The organism is Rosettibacter firmus (assembly GCF_036860695.1).
Classification (GTDB): domain Bacteria; phylum Bacteroidota; class Ignavibacteria; order Ignavibacteriales; family Melioribacteraceae; genus Rosettibacter; species Rosettibacter firmus.
On record NZ_JAYKGJ010000001.1, the window covers coordinates 1455346 to 1472795 of the forward strand.

Below are 17450 nucleotides of genomic sequence, written 5' to 3' on the forward strand. Positions count from 1 at the left end.
AACCTGTTGATAACTTGTTAATAATTTTTCTTTGTGAAACGTTTCACGAAAGAAAAAATGCTTCTTTGTTCTCTTTGAATTTAAGATTGATGTTTGTTATTAAAATAATTTTCTTGTAACTGATTTATTTTTAATGGGTTATGGTTTTTTCTTAATGTTAATAATTTGTTGATAAATTTTGTTGATAAATAAAAATTTTTTCAAATTTTTTTGTTTTTCTCATTTTTCTGAAACAAAGTTTGTGGATAACTATGGAGATTAATCAGAAAACAGAACAAGTTAAAAACGCAAAAGATATCTGGAAAGAATGCTTAAATATTATTAAAGACAATGTTCCATACATCACTTATAACACCTGGTTCTTACCAATTAAACCTTTTGAAATAGAAGATAACACATTAAAAATCTTTGTCCCAAACAATTTCTTCATTGAATGGATTGAAGAACATTATAATACCTTAATTAACAAAACGATTAATCAGGTTCTGGGAAGTGATGGAAAGCTTGTTTACATCGTTCTTGATGAAAATGATGAATCTTCTGTTATTAATGAAATAAAAGAAACAACAACTTCTAATAATCATCAAAAAGAAGTAAATGGTAATCAAAGAAATTATGAAACTTTTTTAAATCCCAGATATACTTTTGAAAATTTTATTAAAGGAGAAGGAAATCAGTTAGCTCGTGCTGCTGCTTATGCTATAGCAGAAAATCCTGGACAAACATCTTTCAATCCCCTTTTTATTTATGGAGGTGTGGGACTTGGTAAAACACATCTAATGCATGCAATTGGAAATAAAATTCTGGAAAAAACTCCAGATAAAAGAGTAATCTATATTTCTTCTGATGCATTTACTGTTGAATTCGTAGAATCTATTCAGAGCGATAAGGTTAATGAGTTCTCAAGTTTTTATAAAAGTATGGATGTTTTAATTATTGATGATATTCAATTTCTTGTAGGTAAAGAAAAAACTCTCGATCTTTTCTTTCAAATATTTAATACCTTACACCAGAATGGTAAACAGATTGTCCTTTCAAGCGATAAACCACCAAAAGAATTAAAAGGTTTGAACGAAAGACTTATATCTCGTTTTTCTTGGGGACTTACAGCAGATATTCAACCACCAGATTTTGAAACTCGTGTTGCTATTCTTAAAAACAAAAGTGAAAATTTTGGAATCAACCTATCTAACGAAATACTCGAATACATTGCATATAACATAACTTCTAACATTCGTGAACTGGAAGGTTGTTTAATTAAATTATTAGCCACTTCTTCTTTAAACTCCAGAGAAATTGATTTTGAATTGGTTAAAAAAGTTGTTAAAGAAGTTTCTACAAATAAGCAGGTAAATATTTCTATCGATTATATCACTAAGATAGTTTGCGAACATTTCAAAGTAGATGAAAATAAAGTAAGAGAAAAAAACAGAAGAAAAGAAGTTGTAATTGCTCGACAAATTGCCATGTACCTATCTAAATTGCTAACAAAATCTTCACTTAAAACTATTGGCTTACATTTCGGTGGACGAGATCATTCCACTGTGATTCATGCCTTTAACAGTGTAGAAGATTTAATCAAATCAGATAATACTATTAAAGAAACTGTTGAATACTTAAAAAATAAAATAGAATTATCTTCAACATAATGTTTATAATTTGTTATAATGTTGTTTATTTCTTGTTGAGAAATCTTTTTTATTAACTTTTTCTCTACTTCTCTCTTTTATTAACAACATACTAACAATAACGAAGAGAAAAAATTTTCCTTTTTAATTAATAACATTATGATATTTCACTTATCAACTTATTAACATCTTTATTGTTTTTGTTAACTTGATAAATATATAATCAAGATAAATAATAAACGTGTGAATTCACTACTACTATTATAAATTGAAAGTATAAACTATTTTTGATAATTTGCACTATAAATTGGAGAAAAAAATGGAATTTAAAGTAAACAGTAAAGAGTTAGAAAAACATCTTAGTAAAATCATACCTGCAATTCCCACAAGAACTCCAATGAAAATTTTAGAGAACTTTCTTATAGAAATTAAAGATGGCCTGATGACTATTTATGCTACAGATCTGGAAATATCACTAAAAACTTTTTTAAATGTTGTATCGGATGATAATTTAAAAATTGTTGTTCCTGCAAGAATGTTGTACGATATAGTTAAATCACTTCACGATACTACTTTACATTTTCAACTACAACCAAATAAAAAGATTAATTTATTAACAGATAAAGGAAAATACTCTTTAAGTTACTTAGAACCAGAAGATTATCCAGAAATACAAACAATTAATGGAGAAAGTGCATCAGAAATTAATGAAATAACCATAAATGGAGAAGAGTTAAGAAGTTCTATAGAAAGAACCGCATTTGCAATAAGCAAAGAAGAAATAAGACCAGCAATGACTGGGACACTATTTGATTTTTCAGAAGATGGATTGAGATTTGTTACAACTGATGGACATCGTCTTGTTAATCTTTTAATTAAAAACATAAAATCACCTATTAAAAAGCAATATGTAGTTCCAGAAAGAGCAGTAAGTGTATTAACAAAAATATTGGACGAGAGAGATGTTAAAGTATTTTTTGCTAATGCTTATGTATCTTTTCGATTAAGTGATATTGAACTTATTGCAAGACTTATTTCACATAAATATCCAGACTATGAAAGTGTTATTCCCTTAGAAAACGAGTTTATGCTTAAAGTGAATTCTAAAGAATTGAATGAGTCTGTTAAAAGAATGATGTTATTTACTACTTCCACAACACGAAAAGTAAAATTCAATTTAAATAAGGAAGTAATAGAAATTTCTGCAGAAGATATTGATTTAGGTGCATCAGGTGAAGAAAAAGTTCAATGTGAATACAATGGTGAACCAATGGAAATAGGTTTCAATTCCCAATATATGAACGATATATTAAATCATCTTTCAGATTATGAAGATATAATATTCAAACTACATTCTCCAACAAAAGCAGTAATCATAGAGCCGGCAGAAAAAAAAGAAAATGTAGATCTAATGATGTTGCTTATGCCGGTTAGATTAAACGTATAAAATGGTTCTTAAACAAATTGAGTTACAAAATTTCAGACTTCACAAAGATACTTCAATTAATTTCTCTGATAAATTGAATCTAATAGTTGGAGGAAATGGACAGGGAAAGACAACGATACTGGAAGCAATATATTATTTATGTACAACAAAAAATATTCATCTTGCACCAGATAGTGAAGTAATAACATATGAGGAAATTAACTTTGGAGTAGAAGGAAAATTCTTAGATTTAACAGAAGATAGAGTTCGTTTGATATATGATTTACAAAAAAATAAAAAGACTATATTTCTAAACGAAAAACAAATAAGCTCAGCAGTTGAAATTATTGGTAAATTCCCAGTAGTTTCTCTAACACAAACAGACCACTCTATTACACAGGGAGCACCAGCAGTAAGAAGAAAATTTGTTGATTCTATTATTTCTCAGGTAAGTCAAACTTACTTAAAAACACTTTTAGAATATTCAAAGATTTTAAAACAACGCTCTCTAATATTAAATCAAATGAAAGAGAATAAGAATATTAATTTATTTCATCAATTAGATGCATGGACTGAATTATTAATTACAAAAGGAACTTCAATAATAGAACAAAGAAAAAAGTTTGTTGTAGAATTTAATGCTTTTCTTAAAGAGGCATTTAAACACATAATGAACGAAGAGATTCCAGAAATGGCATATATAACACAAATCAACACTGAGGATAATCTTGAAAATAATTATAGAGGAGAAATAGAAAAATTAAGAGAAGAAGAGATACGCAAAGGAATGAATTTATTAGGACCACATAGAGATGAATTTGTTTTTTTTCTAAATGGTAAAGAATTAAAAAAATTTGGTTCTCAGGGACAACATAAAACTTTTCTGATAGCATTAAGATTTGCCCAGTTTTTTTATATAAAAGAGAAAACTTCTAAAGCTCCCATCTTTCTTATGGATGATATTTTTGGAGAATTAGATAAAAAAAGAGCAGAAAAAATTAGTAATTATATACCTGAAATTGGACAGGCGTTCATTACAATGACAGACCTTACAAGAAAAGAGGAAATTGGGAACTCAAGTGATTATTTATTAATAAAAGTAGAAAATGGGAAAGCGAAAATCATTAATTAGTTTTAAAAGTATTAGTGACATAATACAAACAGAAAAGGAATTTGAAAAGATTAGAGAAATAGCGGAGAACTATAACGTAGTTGAAGAGTTTGATAACATTTTTCCGGAATTAAAAGAAATAGCAAAAGCAAAAAAAGTAGATAAGCAAACTCTCTACCTAAAAGTAGAGAATGCAGTATGGAAAAGTGAACTGAATTTCCAAAAAAAAGTTTTAATTAATAAAATCAATAAATTTTTTGGCAAAGAAGTTATAAAGACAATTAAATTTTTATAAGGGTAAGGAATTATGACTAAAGAAAAACAAAAAGGCATAACAGAATATACAGCTAAAAGTATTAATGTCTTAAAAGGTCTCGAGGCGGTAAGAAAAAGACCAGCAATGTATATAGGAGATGTAGGATCTCGAGGACTTCATCATTTAATTAATGAAGTTGTTGATAATAGTATAGACGAAGCACTAGCCGGATATAACGATCGTGTTATAGTAACAATTCATAAGGACCAGAGTGTTACGGTAGAAGATAGAGGAAGAGGAATTCCTGTAGATATTCATCCAGAAGAGAAAAAATCTGCACTCGAAGTTGTTATGACTGTACTTCATGCAGGAGGAAAATTTGATAAAAGTTCATATAAAGTTTCAGGTGGTCTGCATGGAGTTGGTGTATCTGTTGTTAATGCTTTATCAGAATGGCTAAAAGTAGAAGTAAGACGAGACGGAAAAATTTATTATCAGGAATATCATCGTGGAGTACCAAAAGCTCCTGTAAAAGTAATTGGTACTTATAAAGGAGATCAAACAGGAACAAAAATTACTTTCAAACCGGACAAAGAAATTTTCAAAACTGTTAAATTTAATTTTGAAACCGTTGCAGAAAGAATGCGTGAACTTGCTTATTTGAACAAAGATGTTACAATGATACTAAGAGACGAATCAGAAGGAATAGAAGAAACTTATCGATTTAAAGGTGGATTGATTGACTTCGTCAAATATCTGGATGAACAAAGAGGTTCACTCCATAAACCAATTTATATAGAAGGCGAAAAAGATGGAACTCCAGTAGAAATAGCTTTTGAATATAATGATTCATATTCCGAAAATGTTCATTCTTATGTAAATAATATAAATACAATCGAAGGAGGAACTCATCTCGTAGGATTTAGAACAGCTCTTACAAGAACGTTTAATAATTATGCATATAAAAATGGTTTGATAAAAGAGAATAGTAAAATAACTTTAACAGGAGACGATTTTAAAGAAGGTCTTACAGCTGTTATTTCTGTAAAAGTAATGGAACCACAATTTGAAGGACAGACAAAAACTAAATTAGGTAATAGCGAAGTTAAATCGATAGTAGAAACAATTGTAGGTGAAAAGCTTTCTGAATATCTTGAAGAAAATCCTTCTGTTGCAAAAAAAATAATAGAAAAGTGTTTGCGAGCAGCCGAAGCAAGAGAAGCAGCTCGTAAAGCACGTGAACTCGTAAGAAGAAAGAATGCACTTGATTCACTTCATCTTCCAGGTAAACTTGCAGATTGTTCAATTAATGACCCAGAACTCTGCGAAATTTACATTGTAGAAGGTGATTCAGCTGGTGGTTCTGCCAAGCAGGGAAGAGATAGAAGATTTCAGGCAATTCTTCCAATAAAAGGAAAAATAATAAATGTTGAAAAAGCAAAACTCAATAAGATACTTGAGAATCAGGAAATTCAAGCTATAATTTCTGCAATTGGTGCTGGAATTGGTGAAGATTTCGATCCATCAAAAGCAAGGTATGGAAAAATTATTCTTATGACAGATGCAGATGTAGATGGAAGTCACATTCGTACTTTGCTTCTTACATTCTTCTATAGACATATGAAAGAATTAATTACACAGGGAAGAGTTTATATTGCTCAACCACCACTTTATAAAATTAAAAAAGGAAAAGAAGAATATTATGCCTATGATGATGAAGAAAGAGATAAAATATTAAAAAGGCTTAAAGCAGATGGAAAAGTAAAGAAAGAAGAAGTTGTTGAAACAGAAGAGAATACCGAAGAATCAACATCTTCAAAACATATTGTAATCTCTCGTTACAAAGGTCTCGGTGAAATGAATCCAGAACAATTATGGCAGACAACAATGAATCCAGAAACAAGAACAATATTACAGGTTAATTTGGAAAGTGCAGCTGCAGCCGATAAAATTTTTGAAACTTTAATGGGAGACGATGTTGAACCACGTCGAGAATTCATTGAAAAACATGCAAAATATGCTAACCTCGATGTATGATTTATTTATTATAACAAAATGAATATTAAACCTACATACGATAAACCAATTATAGAATTTGCACGAAAAGATTTTACTGTTCTAAATAAAAATTTAACTGTGGATGAAGCACTAAATAAAATACGGACAGAAGGAGTTGGTGAAAGAATAGTTTATTTTTATGCTGTGGATGATGAAGAAAAATTAGTTGGTGTGTTGCCTACAAGAAGATTATTAACAGCCAAACCAGAGACGAAACTCGAAGATATAATGGTAAAAAGAGTTGCAGCTTTGCCATCTTCTGCTACAGTTTATGATGCGTGTGAATTTTTTGTTACTTATAAATTTTTAGCTTTCCCTGTAATTGATGAACAAAGAAAAATAGTTGGAATAATAGATATAAATATTTTTACAGAAGAATTTTTAAGTAGCGAACCAGATATTGAAGAACGACAGAGAATCAACGATATATTCGAAACCATTGGTGTTAATATTAATGAAGTAAAAAATGCTTCGCCAATTAAAGCCTGGGGAGTTAGATTTCCATGGTTTCTTGCTACAGTTACAAGTGGAACTATATGTGCTTTGCTTGCAGGTTTCTTTGAAGCCACAATAGAAGAAAGTATAATTATTGCATTTTTTCTTACATTGGTACTTGGTCTTGCAGAAAGTACAAGCATTCAATCTATGACTTTAACAGTTCAAGCATTACACTCTGTTCAGCCAACAATAAGATGGTATTTTAGAATTTTATTGAAAGAACTTAAGACGGCATTTTTACTGGCTTTAACATGCAGTTCAATTGTAATTTTAGTTATATATATCTGGAAGAACAATTTAAAAGATGCACTTGTGATAGGTTTAAGTATAATTATTATTCAGATTATAGCTGCTTTCTGGGGAATAAGTATTCCATCTTTTCTTCATAGAAAAAATTTAGATATTAAAATTTCTGCTGGACCTATTACTCTTGCTGTAACAGATATTTTTACAATATTATTTTATCTTGGTATAGCTACAATTCTTATGTAATAAATTAAATTGCGAATAAATAAAGGAGAAGAAGAAATAACATTATGACAACGATATTCGAAAAGATTATACCTGTTTCTTTAGAAGAAGAAATGAAATCTTCTTACATCGATTATGCAATGAGTGTAATTGTAGCTCGTGCTCTTCCCGATGTAAGAGATGGTTTAAAACCAGTACATAGAAGAGTTCTTTATGGAATGTACGAACTTGGATTATTTTATAATAAACCTTTCAAAAAGTCTGCAAGAATAGTTGGAGAAGTTCTTGGTAAATATCATCCTCATGGAGATGCAGCAGTTTATGATACAATGGTTAGAATGGTTCAGGATTTTTCACTTCGTTATCCTTTGATAGATGGTCAGGGAAATTTTGGTTCAATTGATGGAGATAGTCCTGCTGCAATGCGTTATACAGAAGCAAGACTTGCAAAAATTGCCGATGAAATGCTTCGTGACCTGGATAAAAATACAGTTGACTTTGTACCTAATTTTGATGATACATTACAGGAACCTTCTGTTCTTCCCTCTTATTTACCAAATTTACTTGTAAATGGTTCGAGTGGTATTGCTGTTGGTATGGCAACTAATATTCCTCCTCATAACTTGAACGAGATTGTTGATGGTCTTGTAGCTTTAATTGATAACCCAAAAATGAAATCCGAAGATTTAATGAAATATGTAAAGGCTCCAGATTTTCCTACTGGTGGAATTATTTATGGATATGAAGGTGTAAGAGAAGCATACCTTACAGGAAGAGGAAGAATTATTCTTCGTGCAAAAGCAAATATTGAAACATTAAAAAATGACAGAGAAAATATTGTTATTACCGAAATACCTTATCAGGTAAATAAATCGGCATTAATTGAAAAAATAGCAGAACTTGTTAGAGATCAAAAAATTGATGGAATAGCAAATATTAGAGATGAATCTGACCGTGATGGCCTTCGTATTGTAATAGAAATGAAACGCGATGGTCAACCTGCTGTTACTCTAAATCAACTTTTCAAGCATACACAAATGCAGGTAACTTTTGGTGTAATTATGCTTGCACTTGTTAATGGAGTTCCAAAAGTTCTTACGCTGCAACAGATGATGCAGCATTTTCTCGACCATCGCATGGATGTTTTAATTAGAAGAACAAAATATGATTTAGATGCTGCAGAAAGACGTGCTCATATTTTAGAAGGTTATATAATTGCTCTCGATAACATTGATGCAGTAATTGAAACCATTAAAAAATCTAAAGATGTTGAAACTGCCAAACATAATTTAATGAGAAAATTTAAACTCTCCGAAATTCAGGCAAAAGCTATTCTCGATATGCGATTGCAAAGATTAACTGGATTGGAGAGAAAGAAAATTGAAGATGAGTATAAAGAAACTATCAAGTTAATTGAAAGATTGAAAGGAATTCTTGAAAGTGAAAAGAAAAGAAAACAAATCATAAAAGAAGAACTACTTCAATTAAAAGAAAAATATGGCGACGAAAGAAGAACGGAAATTATTCATGACTATAAAGATTTTTCACTCGAAGATATAATTGCAGAAGAAGATGTTGTTGTTACAATATCTCATCAGGGATTCATTAAAAGATTTCCAGTAAGTGGATATCGCAAACAGGCACGCGGCGGCAAAGGTGTTACAGGTGCTGGAACTAAAGACGAAGATTTTATTGAACATATGTTCATTGCTTCAACCCATCATTATATTATGTTCTTTACAGATAAAGGTAAATGCTACTGGTTGAAAGTTCACGAAATACCAGAAGGTGGAAGAGCCGCCAAAGGAAGATCAATACTTAATTTAATTGAAAAAGAAAAAGATGAAAAAATAACTGCATTTGTTACAGTAAAAGAATTTTCTGATGATAAATACGTAGTTATGGTTACAGAAAAAGGAACCGTTAAAAAGACAGTTCTTTCTGCATACTCCAATATTCGAAGAGGTGGTATTAATGCAATTAATCTTGCAGCTGGCGATAGATTAATCGAAGCTAAATTGAGTGATGGTAACAACGATATTATTATAGGAACAAGAAATGGTATGGCAATTCGATTTAACGAAAAAGATGTTAGAGATATGGGAAGAACTGCTACTGGTGTGCGTGGAATTAAATTGGGAAAAAATGATGCTGTTATTGGAATGATCGTGGTAAGAAATGCATCAACACTGCTTGTTGTAACAGAAAAAGGATTTGGCAAACGATCTGAAATTGAAGATTATAGATTAACAAAACGAGGCGGTAAAGGCGTAATAACAATTAAGACTTCTGAAAAGAATGGTAAATTAATTGCAATGAAAGAAGTTAATGATGGCGATGAATTAGTAATTATTACAACAAAAGGAATGGTAATTCGTCAGGCAGTAAGTGATATTCGTGTGATGGGAAGAAATACTCAGGGAGTGAGATTAATTAAATTAAACGAAGATGACGAAATTGCTGATATCGCAAGAGTAATCCCTGAAGATAAAACAGACGCAGAATAAAATAAAAGCTACCAGAAATTTATCCTGGTAGCTTTAATTTACTCTTTTTCTAATTTAATCAGGGGATTTTGGTTGTAAATCCGTGAATTAAAAATTTCTGAATCTTGTTCTTTCTCTATCTTTGCTGTTGGTTACAAAAAAGATTTCTAATTTTTAATTGATAAATGAGATTAATATGAAAAAAAATCTTTTTGCGATTTTCTTTTTTATTATATCCAGTGCATTAATTTTAAATGCACAAAGCACTACACTTCATATCCCGCTAAATTTTCTGAAAGCATACGAAAAACAAACACGCTCATTTGATGGTAAACCAGGCAAAAACTACTGGCAGAATAAAGCAGATTATTATATCAGAGCAGAAGTTTTTCCAAAGGAAAGAAAGCTGATAGGCGAAGAAACAATTGTTTATTATAATAATAGTCCAGACACACTTAATAGAATTGTTGTGAAATTACTTACTGATATATACAAAAAAGGAAATATGAGAGATTACCAAATTCCACCTGATGCAGTTAATGATGGTATGGAACTACAGAGTATTGTTTATAATGATGTTAATATTGGAATAAGTGATCGAAGAGATTCAAGTTACAGAGAAGGAACAAATCTTTTTATAAAATTACCTAAACAACTTTTACCTGAAGAGAAAGCAGAACTGAAATTTAAGTGGAGCTGCATTATTCCAGATAAAGCACAAATTAGAATGGGAGCTTATGATAGTACATCAATGTTTATTGCTTATTGGTTTCCACAAATTGCAGTGTATGATGACATTGATGGCTGGGATGTAATTAATTATACAGGCAATACAGAAACTTATAATGATTTTGGTAATTATGAAGTTGAATTAACTGTACCAAAAAATTTTGTTGTATGGGCAACAGGAGTTCTTCAAAATCCAGAAGAAGTTTTTTCTGAAAAGATTTTACAAAAATTTAAGAAAGCTTATGCAAGCGATGAGATTGTAAAAATTATTGAAGAGCAGGATTATAAAAATGGTAATATAACATTAAACAAAGAGAAGCTTACATATAAATTCAAAGCAGAATATGTTCCCGATTTTGCATTTGCACTCAGCAATCATTATCTCTGGGATGGTTCAAGTCTGGTAGTCGATTCAAATTCTGGAAGGAGAGCATTTATATCAGCTGTATATAAACCTGAATCAAAAGACTTTTATCAAGTTGCAGAAATTGCAAGAAAAACCATAGAGAGCTTTTCTAATCATATTCCTGGTTATCCATATCCTTATCCATCAATGACAGTTTTTAATGGACAGGGAGGAATGGAATTTCCAATGATGTGTAATAATTCTTCTACCGAAGATTTAAGAGCTACAGTTCATTTAACATCTCATGAAATTTGTCATACTTATTTTCCATTCTTTATGGGAATAAATGAAAGAAAATATGCCTGGATGGATGAAGGCTGGGCTACAATGTTACCATTCGATTTTCAAGCAGAAAATGCTGAAGGCTACGATCCAAGAGCAAGAAATGCTTCGGGATATAATGAAATAGGTGGTACAGATAGAGATTTGCCCCCGATGATTCCCGCTTATCAAATGAGAGGTTCTTCTTATCGAAATGCTTCTTATAGAAGAGCAGCTGCAGCTTACGAGTTTTTAAGAAATATGCTTGGTGATGAATTATTCAAAAAATGTTTGCATGAATATATTAATAGATGGAATGGAAAACATCCAGCTCCATACGATTTCTTTTTTACATTTAATGAAGTTGCAAGGCAAAACTTAAACTGGTACTGGAAAGCCTGGTTTTTTGATCCAAAATATCCTGACATTTCAATTAAAGAATTTCATCAGAAAAGAAATAAACTTGAAATAAAAATTTTTAATAATGGAGGTTTACCACTTCCAGTAAAATTAACAGCAACTTTTGATGATGGCACAAGCGAGTTAATTTACAAAGCAGAAGCAGATATCTGGAAAAATGGAGAACAAGAAAAAATCATTAGATTGAATTCGAAAAAGAAGATAGTAAAATTAGAATTGGGGAATCGTCAAATCCCCGATGTTAATTTTGAAAATAATCTTTATGTAGTGAAGTAATGATCATAATTTTTGCATAACGAGTACAAAATTAAATGAATAAGAGAATTTTATTTTTCATTATATATCTGTTACCCTTTTTTATTATTGCACAGGAATCTATAATTAAAAAAGGTGATATTTTATACTTATCAAATACTGTAGTAGTAAAATTTAAAGAGGATTATTACCCGCAAGAAATTCAACAAAAAATTAATTCTAAATTAAAAAAGAAAGTAGTCCACGAAGTTGAACCAATCTTTAGCAAGTTTGAAAATGTTTTAAAGAAAGGTCAGGATCAATTTAGCAGGATTTATAAATTAAAATTAGAAGATGGTAACGATCCATTCATAATATCAAACAAAATTTCAAAGCTAAAAGAAATTGAATGGGCTGAACCTAAATTCATAAGAGAAGTTACTTATTATCCTAATGATTCTATTTTTTTTGCTGGAACTCAAATTAATTTATCTCAAATAAATGCAATAAAGGCATGGGATATTACAAAGGGGGATTCTAATATAGTTATTGGAATAATTGATACTGGTGTTGACTGGCAGCATCCTGATATCAATGCAAATATTTACCGAGATAAAAATGGAAATATTGTTGGATACGATTTTGGAGGTTTAGATGGCACACCAGACGATGATCCTTCGGAAGATAAACCACCAATAATTATAAATATTGGTTATCATGGAACACATGTTGCAGGAATAGCATCTGCTGTTTCAGATAATCTTATTGGAATTGCATCTATAGGATATAATTGTTCTATAATGCCAGTTAAAGTTTCCAGAAACGATAAAAGAAATTCTCAGGGAGAACCATATATCTATTATGGTTTTGAAGGAATTAAATATGCTGCAGAACATGGTGCAAGAGTAATTAATTGTAGCTGGGGCGGTTATGGCTACTCGAGATATGAACAGGAAATTATTGATTATGCAATTTCTAAAGGTGCTTTGATTGTTGCTTCTGCCGGGAACGAAAATAAAAAATCTCCATTTTATCCAGCAAGTTATAATGGAGTTTTATCTGTAGGCTGGCTTGATAACGATGGACAGAAAAGAGCATATTATGAAAATTCTTCTGGAAGTAATTATGGCTATACAGTTGATGTTTTTGCACCGGGAACATCAATTATATCAACCTGGCCTACTATTTCTGGTCAAAAATACAAACAGATAAGCGGTTCATCTATGTCTGCACCGCATGTTGCTGGATTGGCTGGATTAATATTTTCTAGATTTCCGGAATTAAATCCATTGCAGGTTGCAGAAAGAATTAGAATGACATGTGATGATATTTATGACTATAATCCCGATAGCCTAAAATTTCTTTTAGGTAAAGGAAGAATTAATGCATTTAAAGCCGTAAAAGATACATCGCTAATTTCTATTAGAGCTGTTAACACTAAATTTATAGATAAAGGAAACGAAAATGGATTACTTGAAAATGGTGAACAGGTTTTTATAAATGTAACATTTCAAAATTTTCTTGACATTTCTTCGAATATCTCTGTTGAACTCATCTGTTCTGATCCGTATATACAAATAGTGAATAAAAATTTTACTATCAATCAATTAAATACTCTTGAAACAATAACAAATACTAATAATGATTTTTCTTTCAAAGTACTGGATGGAGCTCCATATAATCACACAGTTAATTTTATGTTGAAGTATAGTGGTAATAATTATTCAGACTTTCAATGGTTTAGTGTAAGAATAAATCCAACGTATGATACACACGTTGCTAATAAAGTTTCGATGACGATAACAAGTAAAGGAACTCTTGGTTTTAATGATTATCCAGATAATCAGGAAGGAGTTGGATTTAAGTATAAAGGTGGAGATAATTTGATGTTCGAAGGTGCATTTATGTATGGTATTTCCGATACTACAGTAATGGATGCTGCAAGAGAAACATATACTCAGAGAGAAGACTTTAGAATTATCGATCAATTTAAAATAATCAAAATGAATGGTGATGAAATTGGCACAACAAGATTCGATGATTATAATTTTGGTGAAGGAAGATTGGGCATAGAAACAACATTAAAATCATATTCATTTAGTCAGCCACCTTATGATAATTTTATTATTCTTGTAATGAACTTAAAAAATACAACATCAAAAAATATAAATGGTTTATATGCAGGATTCTTTTTTGATTGGGATATTCCTGCAGAAGATGCAACAAAAGATTCTGTTAATTATGATGAAACAGATAATTTTGGCTATGCTTACTGTGTGGATAAAAGTTTAAATCTACCTTTTGCAGGAGTTGCTTTAATTTCTTCAGATAAATTTGGTTTCTATCCAATCTATAACGAAGTAACATTGTTCGATATCGATCGAGGGGGTTTCACAAAAAAAGATAAATGGATTTCTCTTTCAAGCGGGATTATAAAGGGTGGTGCAGGAATTGCAGATGTTTCTTTTACTATTTCTGGAGGACCATTTAATATTCCTGCAGGAGAAACTTTGCCGGTTGCTTTTGCATTAGCAGCAGGTGAAAATCTGAATGAATTAAGAACTGCAATAAGGTTAAGCAGAGAAAAGTATAAATCAATTATTTCAGATGTTGAAGAAAAAATAACCTTACCAAAAAACCTTGTTTTATATCAAAATTATCCGAATCCATTTAATCCTTCTACAATTATTACTTACGAATTACCGGAAGAAAATTATGTAGTTTTAAAGGTTTATGATCTTCTTGGAAGAGAAATAGCAACCCTGGTTAATGAACAAAAACAACCTGGCAGATACAACATAGAATTTAATGGAGCTAATCTCACAAGTGGAATTTATATTTATGCACTTCGAGCTGGAAATAATCTGATAATTAAAAAAATGACATTGATAAAATAATCTTAGAATCTTTTATAATTAAAGCTGTATAATCTCTGTTTCTTGATTAACCCCTTCGTTTTTGATAAGTTTCTTATCAATTTCAAACAAATTTATGTGAGATATGAAATATCCATTTGAAGAAATCGAACTGAAGTGGCAAAAATTCTGGGAAGAAAGAAAAGTATTCAAAACAGATTTATCAAAAATCGATAAAAAACTTTATGTACTTGTAATGTTTATTTATCCTTCCGGGGCTAAAATGCATATTGGTCACTGGTATAATTATGGTCCAACAGATTCCTTTGCTCGTTATAAAAAGTTAAAAGGCTATAATGTTTTTGAACCAATGGGCTACGATGCTTTTGGATTGCCTGCAGAAAATTATGCAATAAAAACTGGTATTCATCCACAGGATAGTACTCTTCAAAATATTAAAGATATACGACAGATGTTAAATCGTATGGGAGGAATGTATGACTGGGATGCAGAGCTGATGACTTGCGTACCTGAATATTATAAATGGAATCAATGGTTATTTTTACAATTATATAAAAGAGGACTGGCATACAGAAAAAATGCTCCTGTTAACTGGTGTCCTTCTTGTCAAACAGTATTGGCACGTGAACAGGTATTAAGTAATGGTGGCTGCGAAAGATGTGGTACAACAGTTATTCAAAAAAATTTAACTCAATGGTTCTTTAAAATAACTCAATATGCAGATGAACTTCTTGATGGCTTGAACAAAATTGATTGGCCAGAAAAAACAAAAACAATGCAGATTAACTGGATTGGTAAAAGCTATGGAACTGAGATCGATTTTCAAATTGAAGGACACGATGAGAAAATAAAAGTGTTTACAACAAGACCCGATACTTTATTTGGTGTTACTTATGTAGTTTTAGCTCCCGAGCATGAATTGGTTCTTAAAATTACTAAACCCGAATATCGCGAGAAAGTAGAAAATTATATTGACTCAATAAAATCATTAACAGAAGTTGATAGAACATCAACAGTAAAAGAAAAAACTGGTGTTCCTACGGGGGCTTATGCAATTAATCCAGTAAATGGCGAAAGAGTACCAATCTGGATTGCAGATTATGTTCTTGCAACTTATGGAACCGGATGTGTTATGGCAGTACCCGGGCATGACGAACGTGATTTTGAATTTGCAAAAAAGTTTAATCTTCCAATTAGAAAAGTGATACTTCAACCAGGCACGAAAGAAGAAGATGAATTAACGCAAGCTTACACAGATGTTGGAATAATGATTAACTCAGGAAAATATAATGGCTTGAGTTCAGATGTTGGAATTGAAAAAATTTCGGAAGATTTAGAAAAACAGGGTGTAGGCAAAAGAACTGTAAATTATCGATTAAGAGATTGGTTAATTTCACGTCAGAGATATTGGGGTACGCCAATTCCAATTATTCATTGTGAAAAATGTGGTGAAGTTCCTGTGCCAGAAGATCAATTACCTGTAATTCTACCTTACAATGTAAATTTTAAACCCGAAGGTGGTTCACCACTTGCAAGCTGCGAAGAATTTATAAATACAACCTGTCCAAAGTGTGGAGCCCCTGCTAAACGCGACCCGGATACAATGGATACTTTTGTTGATTCTTCCTGGTATTATTTGCGTTACTTAAATCCAAAATATGAAAAAGGAATGTTCGATGTTGATTTAGCAAATAAATGGACACCCGTTGATATATATGTCGGTGGAGCTGAACACGCTACCATGCACTTACTTTATGCTAGATTCATTCACAAATTCTTAAGAGATATTGGACTTGTTAATAGCGATGAACCATTCCTTAAATTAATTCATCAGGGCACCATTACAAATCAAGGTGCTAAAATGTCTAAATCAAAAGGGAATGTTGTTGATCCAAATACTTTCCTTGAACAATTTGGCTCAGATGTTTTCAGAATGTATCTAATGTTTATGGGCCCATACGAAATGGGTGGTGACTGGAGCGATAAAGGAATTGTTGGTGTCGATAGATTTGTTCAACGTATTTATACTTTATTTGAATCGAATAAAAATATTGCAAAAGAATATCCATCAAAAGATAAATATGACTTAAGCGAATTAAATGATGTTGAAAAAAATATTTATCGAAAAGTAAATCAAACACTGGCAAAGGTTGATACTGAAATTGATAATTTCAGATTCAATACTGCAGTGGCTGCACTCATGGAATTATTAAACGAATTTAAAAATATTAATGAATGCCGTAAAGATTTACAAACATATGCACTCGAAAGATTTGCTTTGATGATTTCACCGCTTGCACCACACCTTGGCGAAGAATGCTGGAGTTTAATTGGTAAAGAAAAATCAATTTATGAAAACCCATTCTGGTTCGAAGCAGATCCGGCTGCATTGATTAAAGAAAATGTTATTATTGTAGTTCAAATTAATGGTAAGGTTAGAGCTAAAATAGAAATGCCAGCAGATTTATCCGAAGAAGAAGTAAAAGCAAAGGTCTTTAATGATGAAAAAGTAAAAGGCTATGTTAATGGAAAACAAATTATTAAAGAAATTTATGTGCCTAATAAGATTTATAATATTGTAGTAAAATAA

Annotated in this window: 10 protein-coding genes; all 10 read left to right on the top strand. The window is 30.9% G+C overall.

The genetic code is table 11. From position 1 onward, the window contains the following. Positions 1–251: 251 nt before the first annotated feature. The 10 genes from dnaA to leuS all read left to right on the top strand — a co-directional run bounded on the left by dnaA (position 252) and on the right by leuS (position 17450). On the top strand, positions 252–1649 hold the full coding sequence (gene dnaA, locus VJY38_RS06285) for a chromosomal replication initiator protein DnaA (protein ID WP_353679825.1): 1398 nt from the start codon (positions 252–254) through the stop codon (positions 1647–1649). A gap of 298 nt (positions 1650–1947) precedes the next feature. Next, positions 1948–3075 (top strand): DNA polymerase III subunit beta, encoded by a 1128-nt coding sequence (gene dnaN, locus VJY38_RS06290; RefSeq protein WP_353679826.1) that lies wholly within the window; start codon positions 1948–1950, stop codon positions 3073–3075. 1 nt (position 3076) lies between these two features. After that, positions 3077–4186, top strand: coding sequence for a DNA replication/repair protein RecF (recF, locus tag VJY38_RS06295; RefSeq protein ID WP_353679827.1), 1110 nt, complete (start codon positions 3077–3079; stop codon positions 4184–4186). Continuing rightward, positions 4161–4460, top strand: a complete 300-nt coding sequence (locus VJY38_RS06300) for a DciA family protein (protein WP_353679828.1) — start codon at positions 4161–4163, stop codon at positions 4458–4460. Before recF ends, VJY38_RS06300 begins: the two co-directional genes overlap by 26 nt. 12 nt (positions 4461–4472) lie before the next feature. Then, on the top strand, positions 4473–6458 hold the full coding sequence (gyrB, locus tag VJY38_RS06305; RefSeq protein WP_353679829.1) for a DNA topoisomerase (ATP-hydrolyzing) subunit B: 1986 nt from the start codon (positions 4473–4475) through the stop codon (positions 6456–6458). A gap of 18 nt (positions 6459–6476) precedes the next feature. Then, complete coding sequence (locus VJY38_RS06310) at positions 6477–7469, top strand: magnesium transporter (protein WP_353679830.1); 993 nt, start codon at positions 6477–6479, stop codon at positions 7467–7469. 44 nt (positions 7470–7513) lie between these two features. Beyond that, entirely contained in the window at positions 7514–9955 is a 2442-nt protein-coding gene (gyrA, locus tag VJY38_RS06315; protein WP_353679831.1) for a DNA gyrase subunit A, read from the top strand. A 175-nt stretch (positions 9956–10130) separates the two neighbouring features. Further along, on the top strand, positions 10131–12026 hold the full coding sequence (locus VJY38_RS06320) for a M1 family metallopeptidase (RefSeq protein WP_353679832.1): 1896 nt from the start codon (positions 10131–10133) through the stop codon (positions 12024–12026). A gap of 35 nt (positions 12027–12061) precedes the next feature. After that, the gene (locus VJY38_RS06325) at positions 12062–14881 is read left to right on the top strand and encodes a S8 family serine peptidase (protein WP_353679833.1); all 2820 of its coding nucleotides are present in this window, start codon (positions 12062–12064) and stop codon (positions 14879–14881) included. A 103-nt stretch (positions 14882–14984) separates the two neighbouring features. Then, entirely contained in the window at positions 14985–17450 is a 2466-nt protein-coding gene (leuS, locus tag VJY38_RS06330) for a leucine--tRNA ligase (protein WP_353679834.1), read from the top strand.

Coding starts and splice junctions, on each gene's coding strand:
- VJY38_RS06310 (WP_353679830.1), top strand. CDS start 6,477: ATGAATATTAAACCTACATACGATAAACCAATTATAGAATTTGCACGA.
- gyrB (WP_353679829.1), top strand. CDS start 4,473: ATGACTAAAGAAAAACAAAAAGGCATAACAGAATATACAGCTAAAAGT.
- VJY38_RS06320 (WP_353679832.1), top strand. CDS start 10,131: ATGAAAAAAAATCTTTTTGCGATTTTCTTTTTTATTATATCCAGTGCA.
- recF (WP_353679827.1), top strand. CDS start 3,077: ATGGTTCTTAAACAAATTGAGTTACAAAATTTCAGACTTCACAAAGAT.
- dnaA (WP_353679825.1), top strand. CDS start 252: ATGGAGATTAATCAGAAAACAGAACAAGTTAAAAACGCAAAAGATATC.
- VJY38_RS06300 (WP_353679828.1), top strand. CDS start 4,161: ATGGGAAAGCGAAAATCATTAATTAGTTTTAAAAGTATTAGTGACATA.
- gyrA (WP_353679831.1), top strand. CDS start 7,514: ATGACAACGATATTCGAAAAGATTATACCTGTTTCTTTAGAAGAAGAA.
- VJY38_RS06325 (WP_353679833.1), top strand. CDS start 12,062: ATGAATAAGAGAATTTTATTTTTCATTATATATCTGTTACCCTTTTTT.
- leuS (WP_353679834.1), top strand. CDS start 14,985: ATGAAATATCCATTTGAAGAAATCGAACTGAAGTGGCAAAAATTCTGG.
- dnaN (WP_353679826.1), top strand. CDS start 1,948: ATGGAATTTAAAGTAAACAGTAAAGAGTTAGAAAAACATCTTAGTAAA.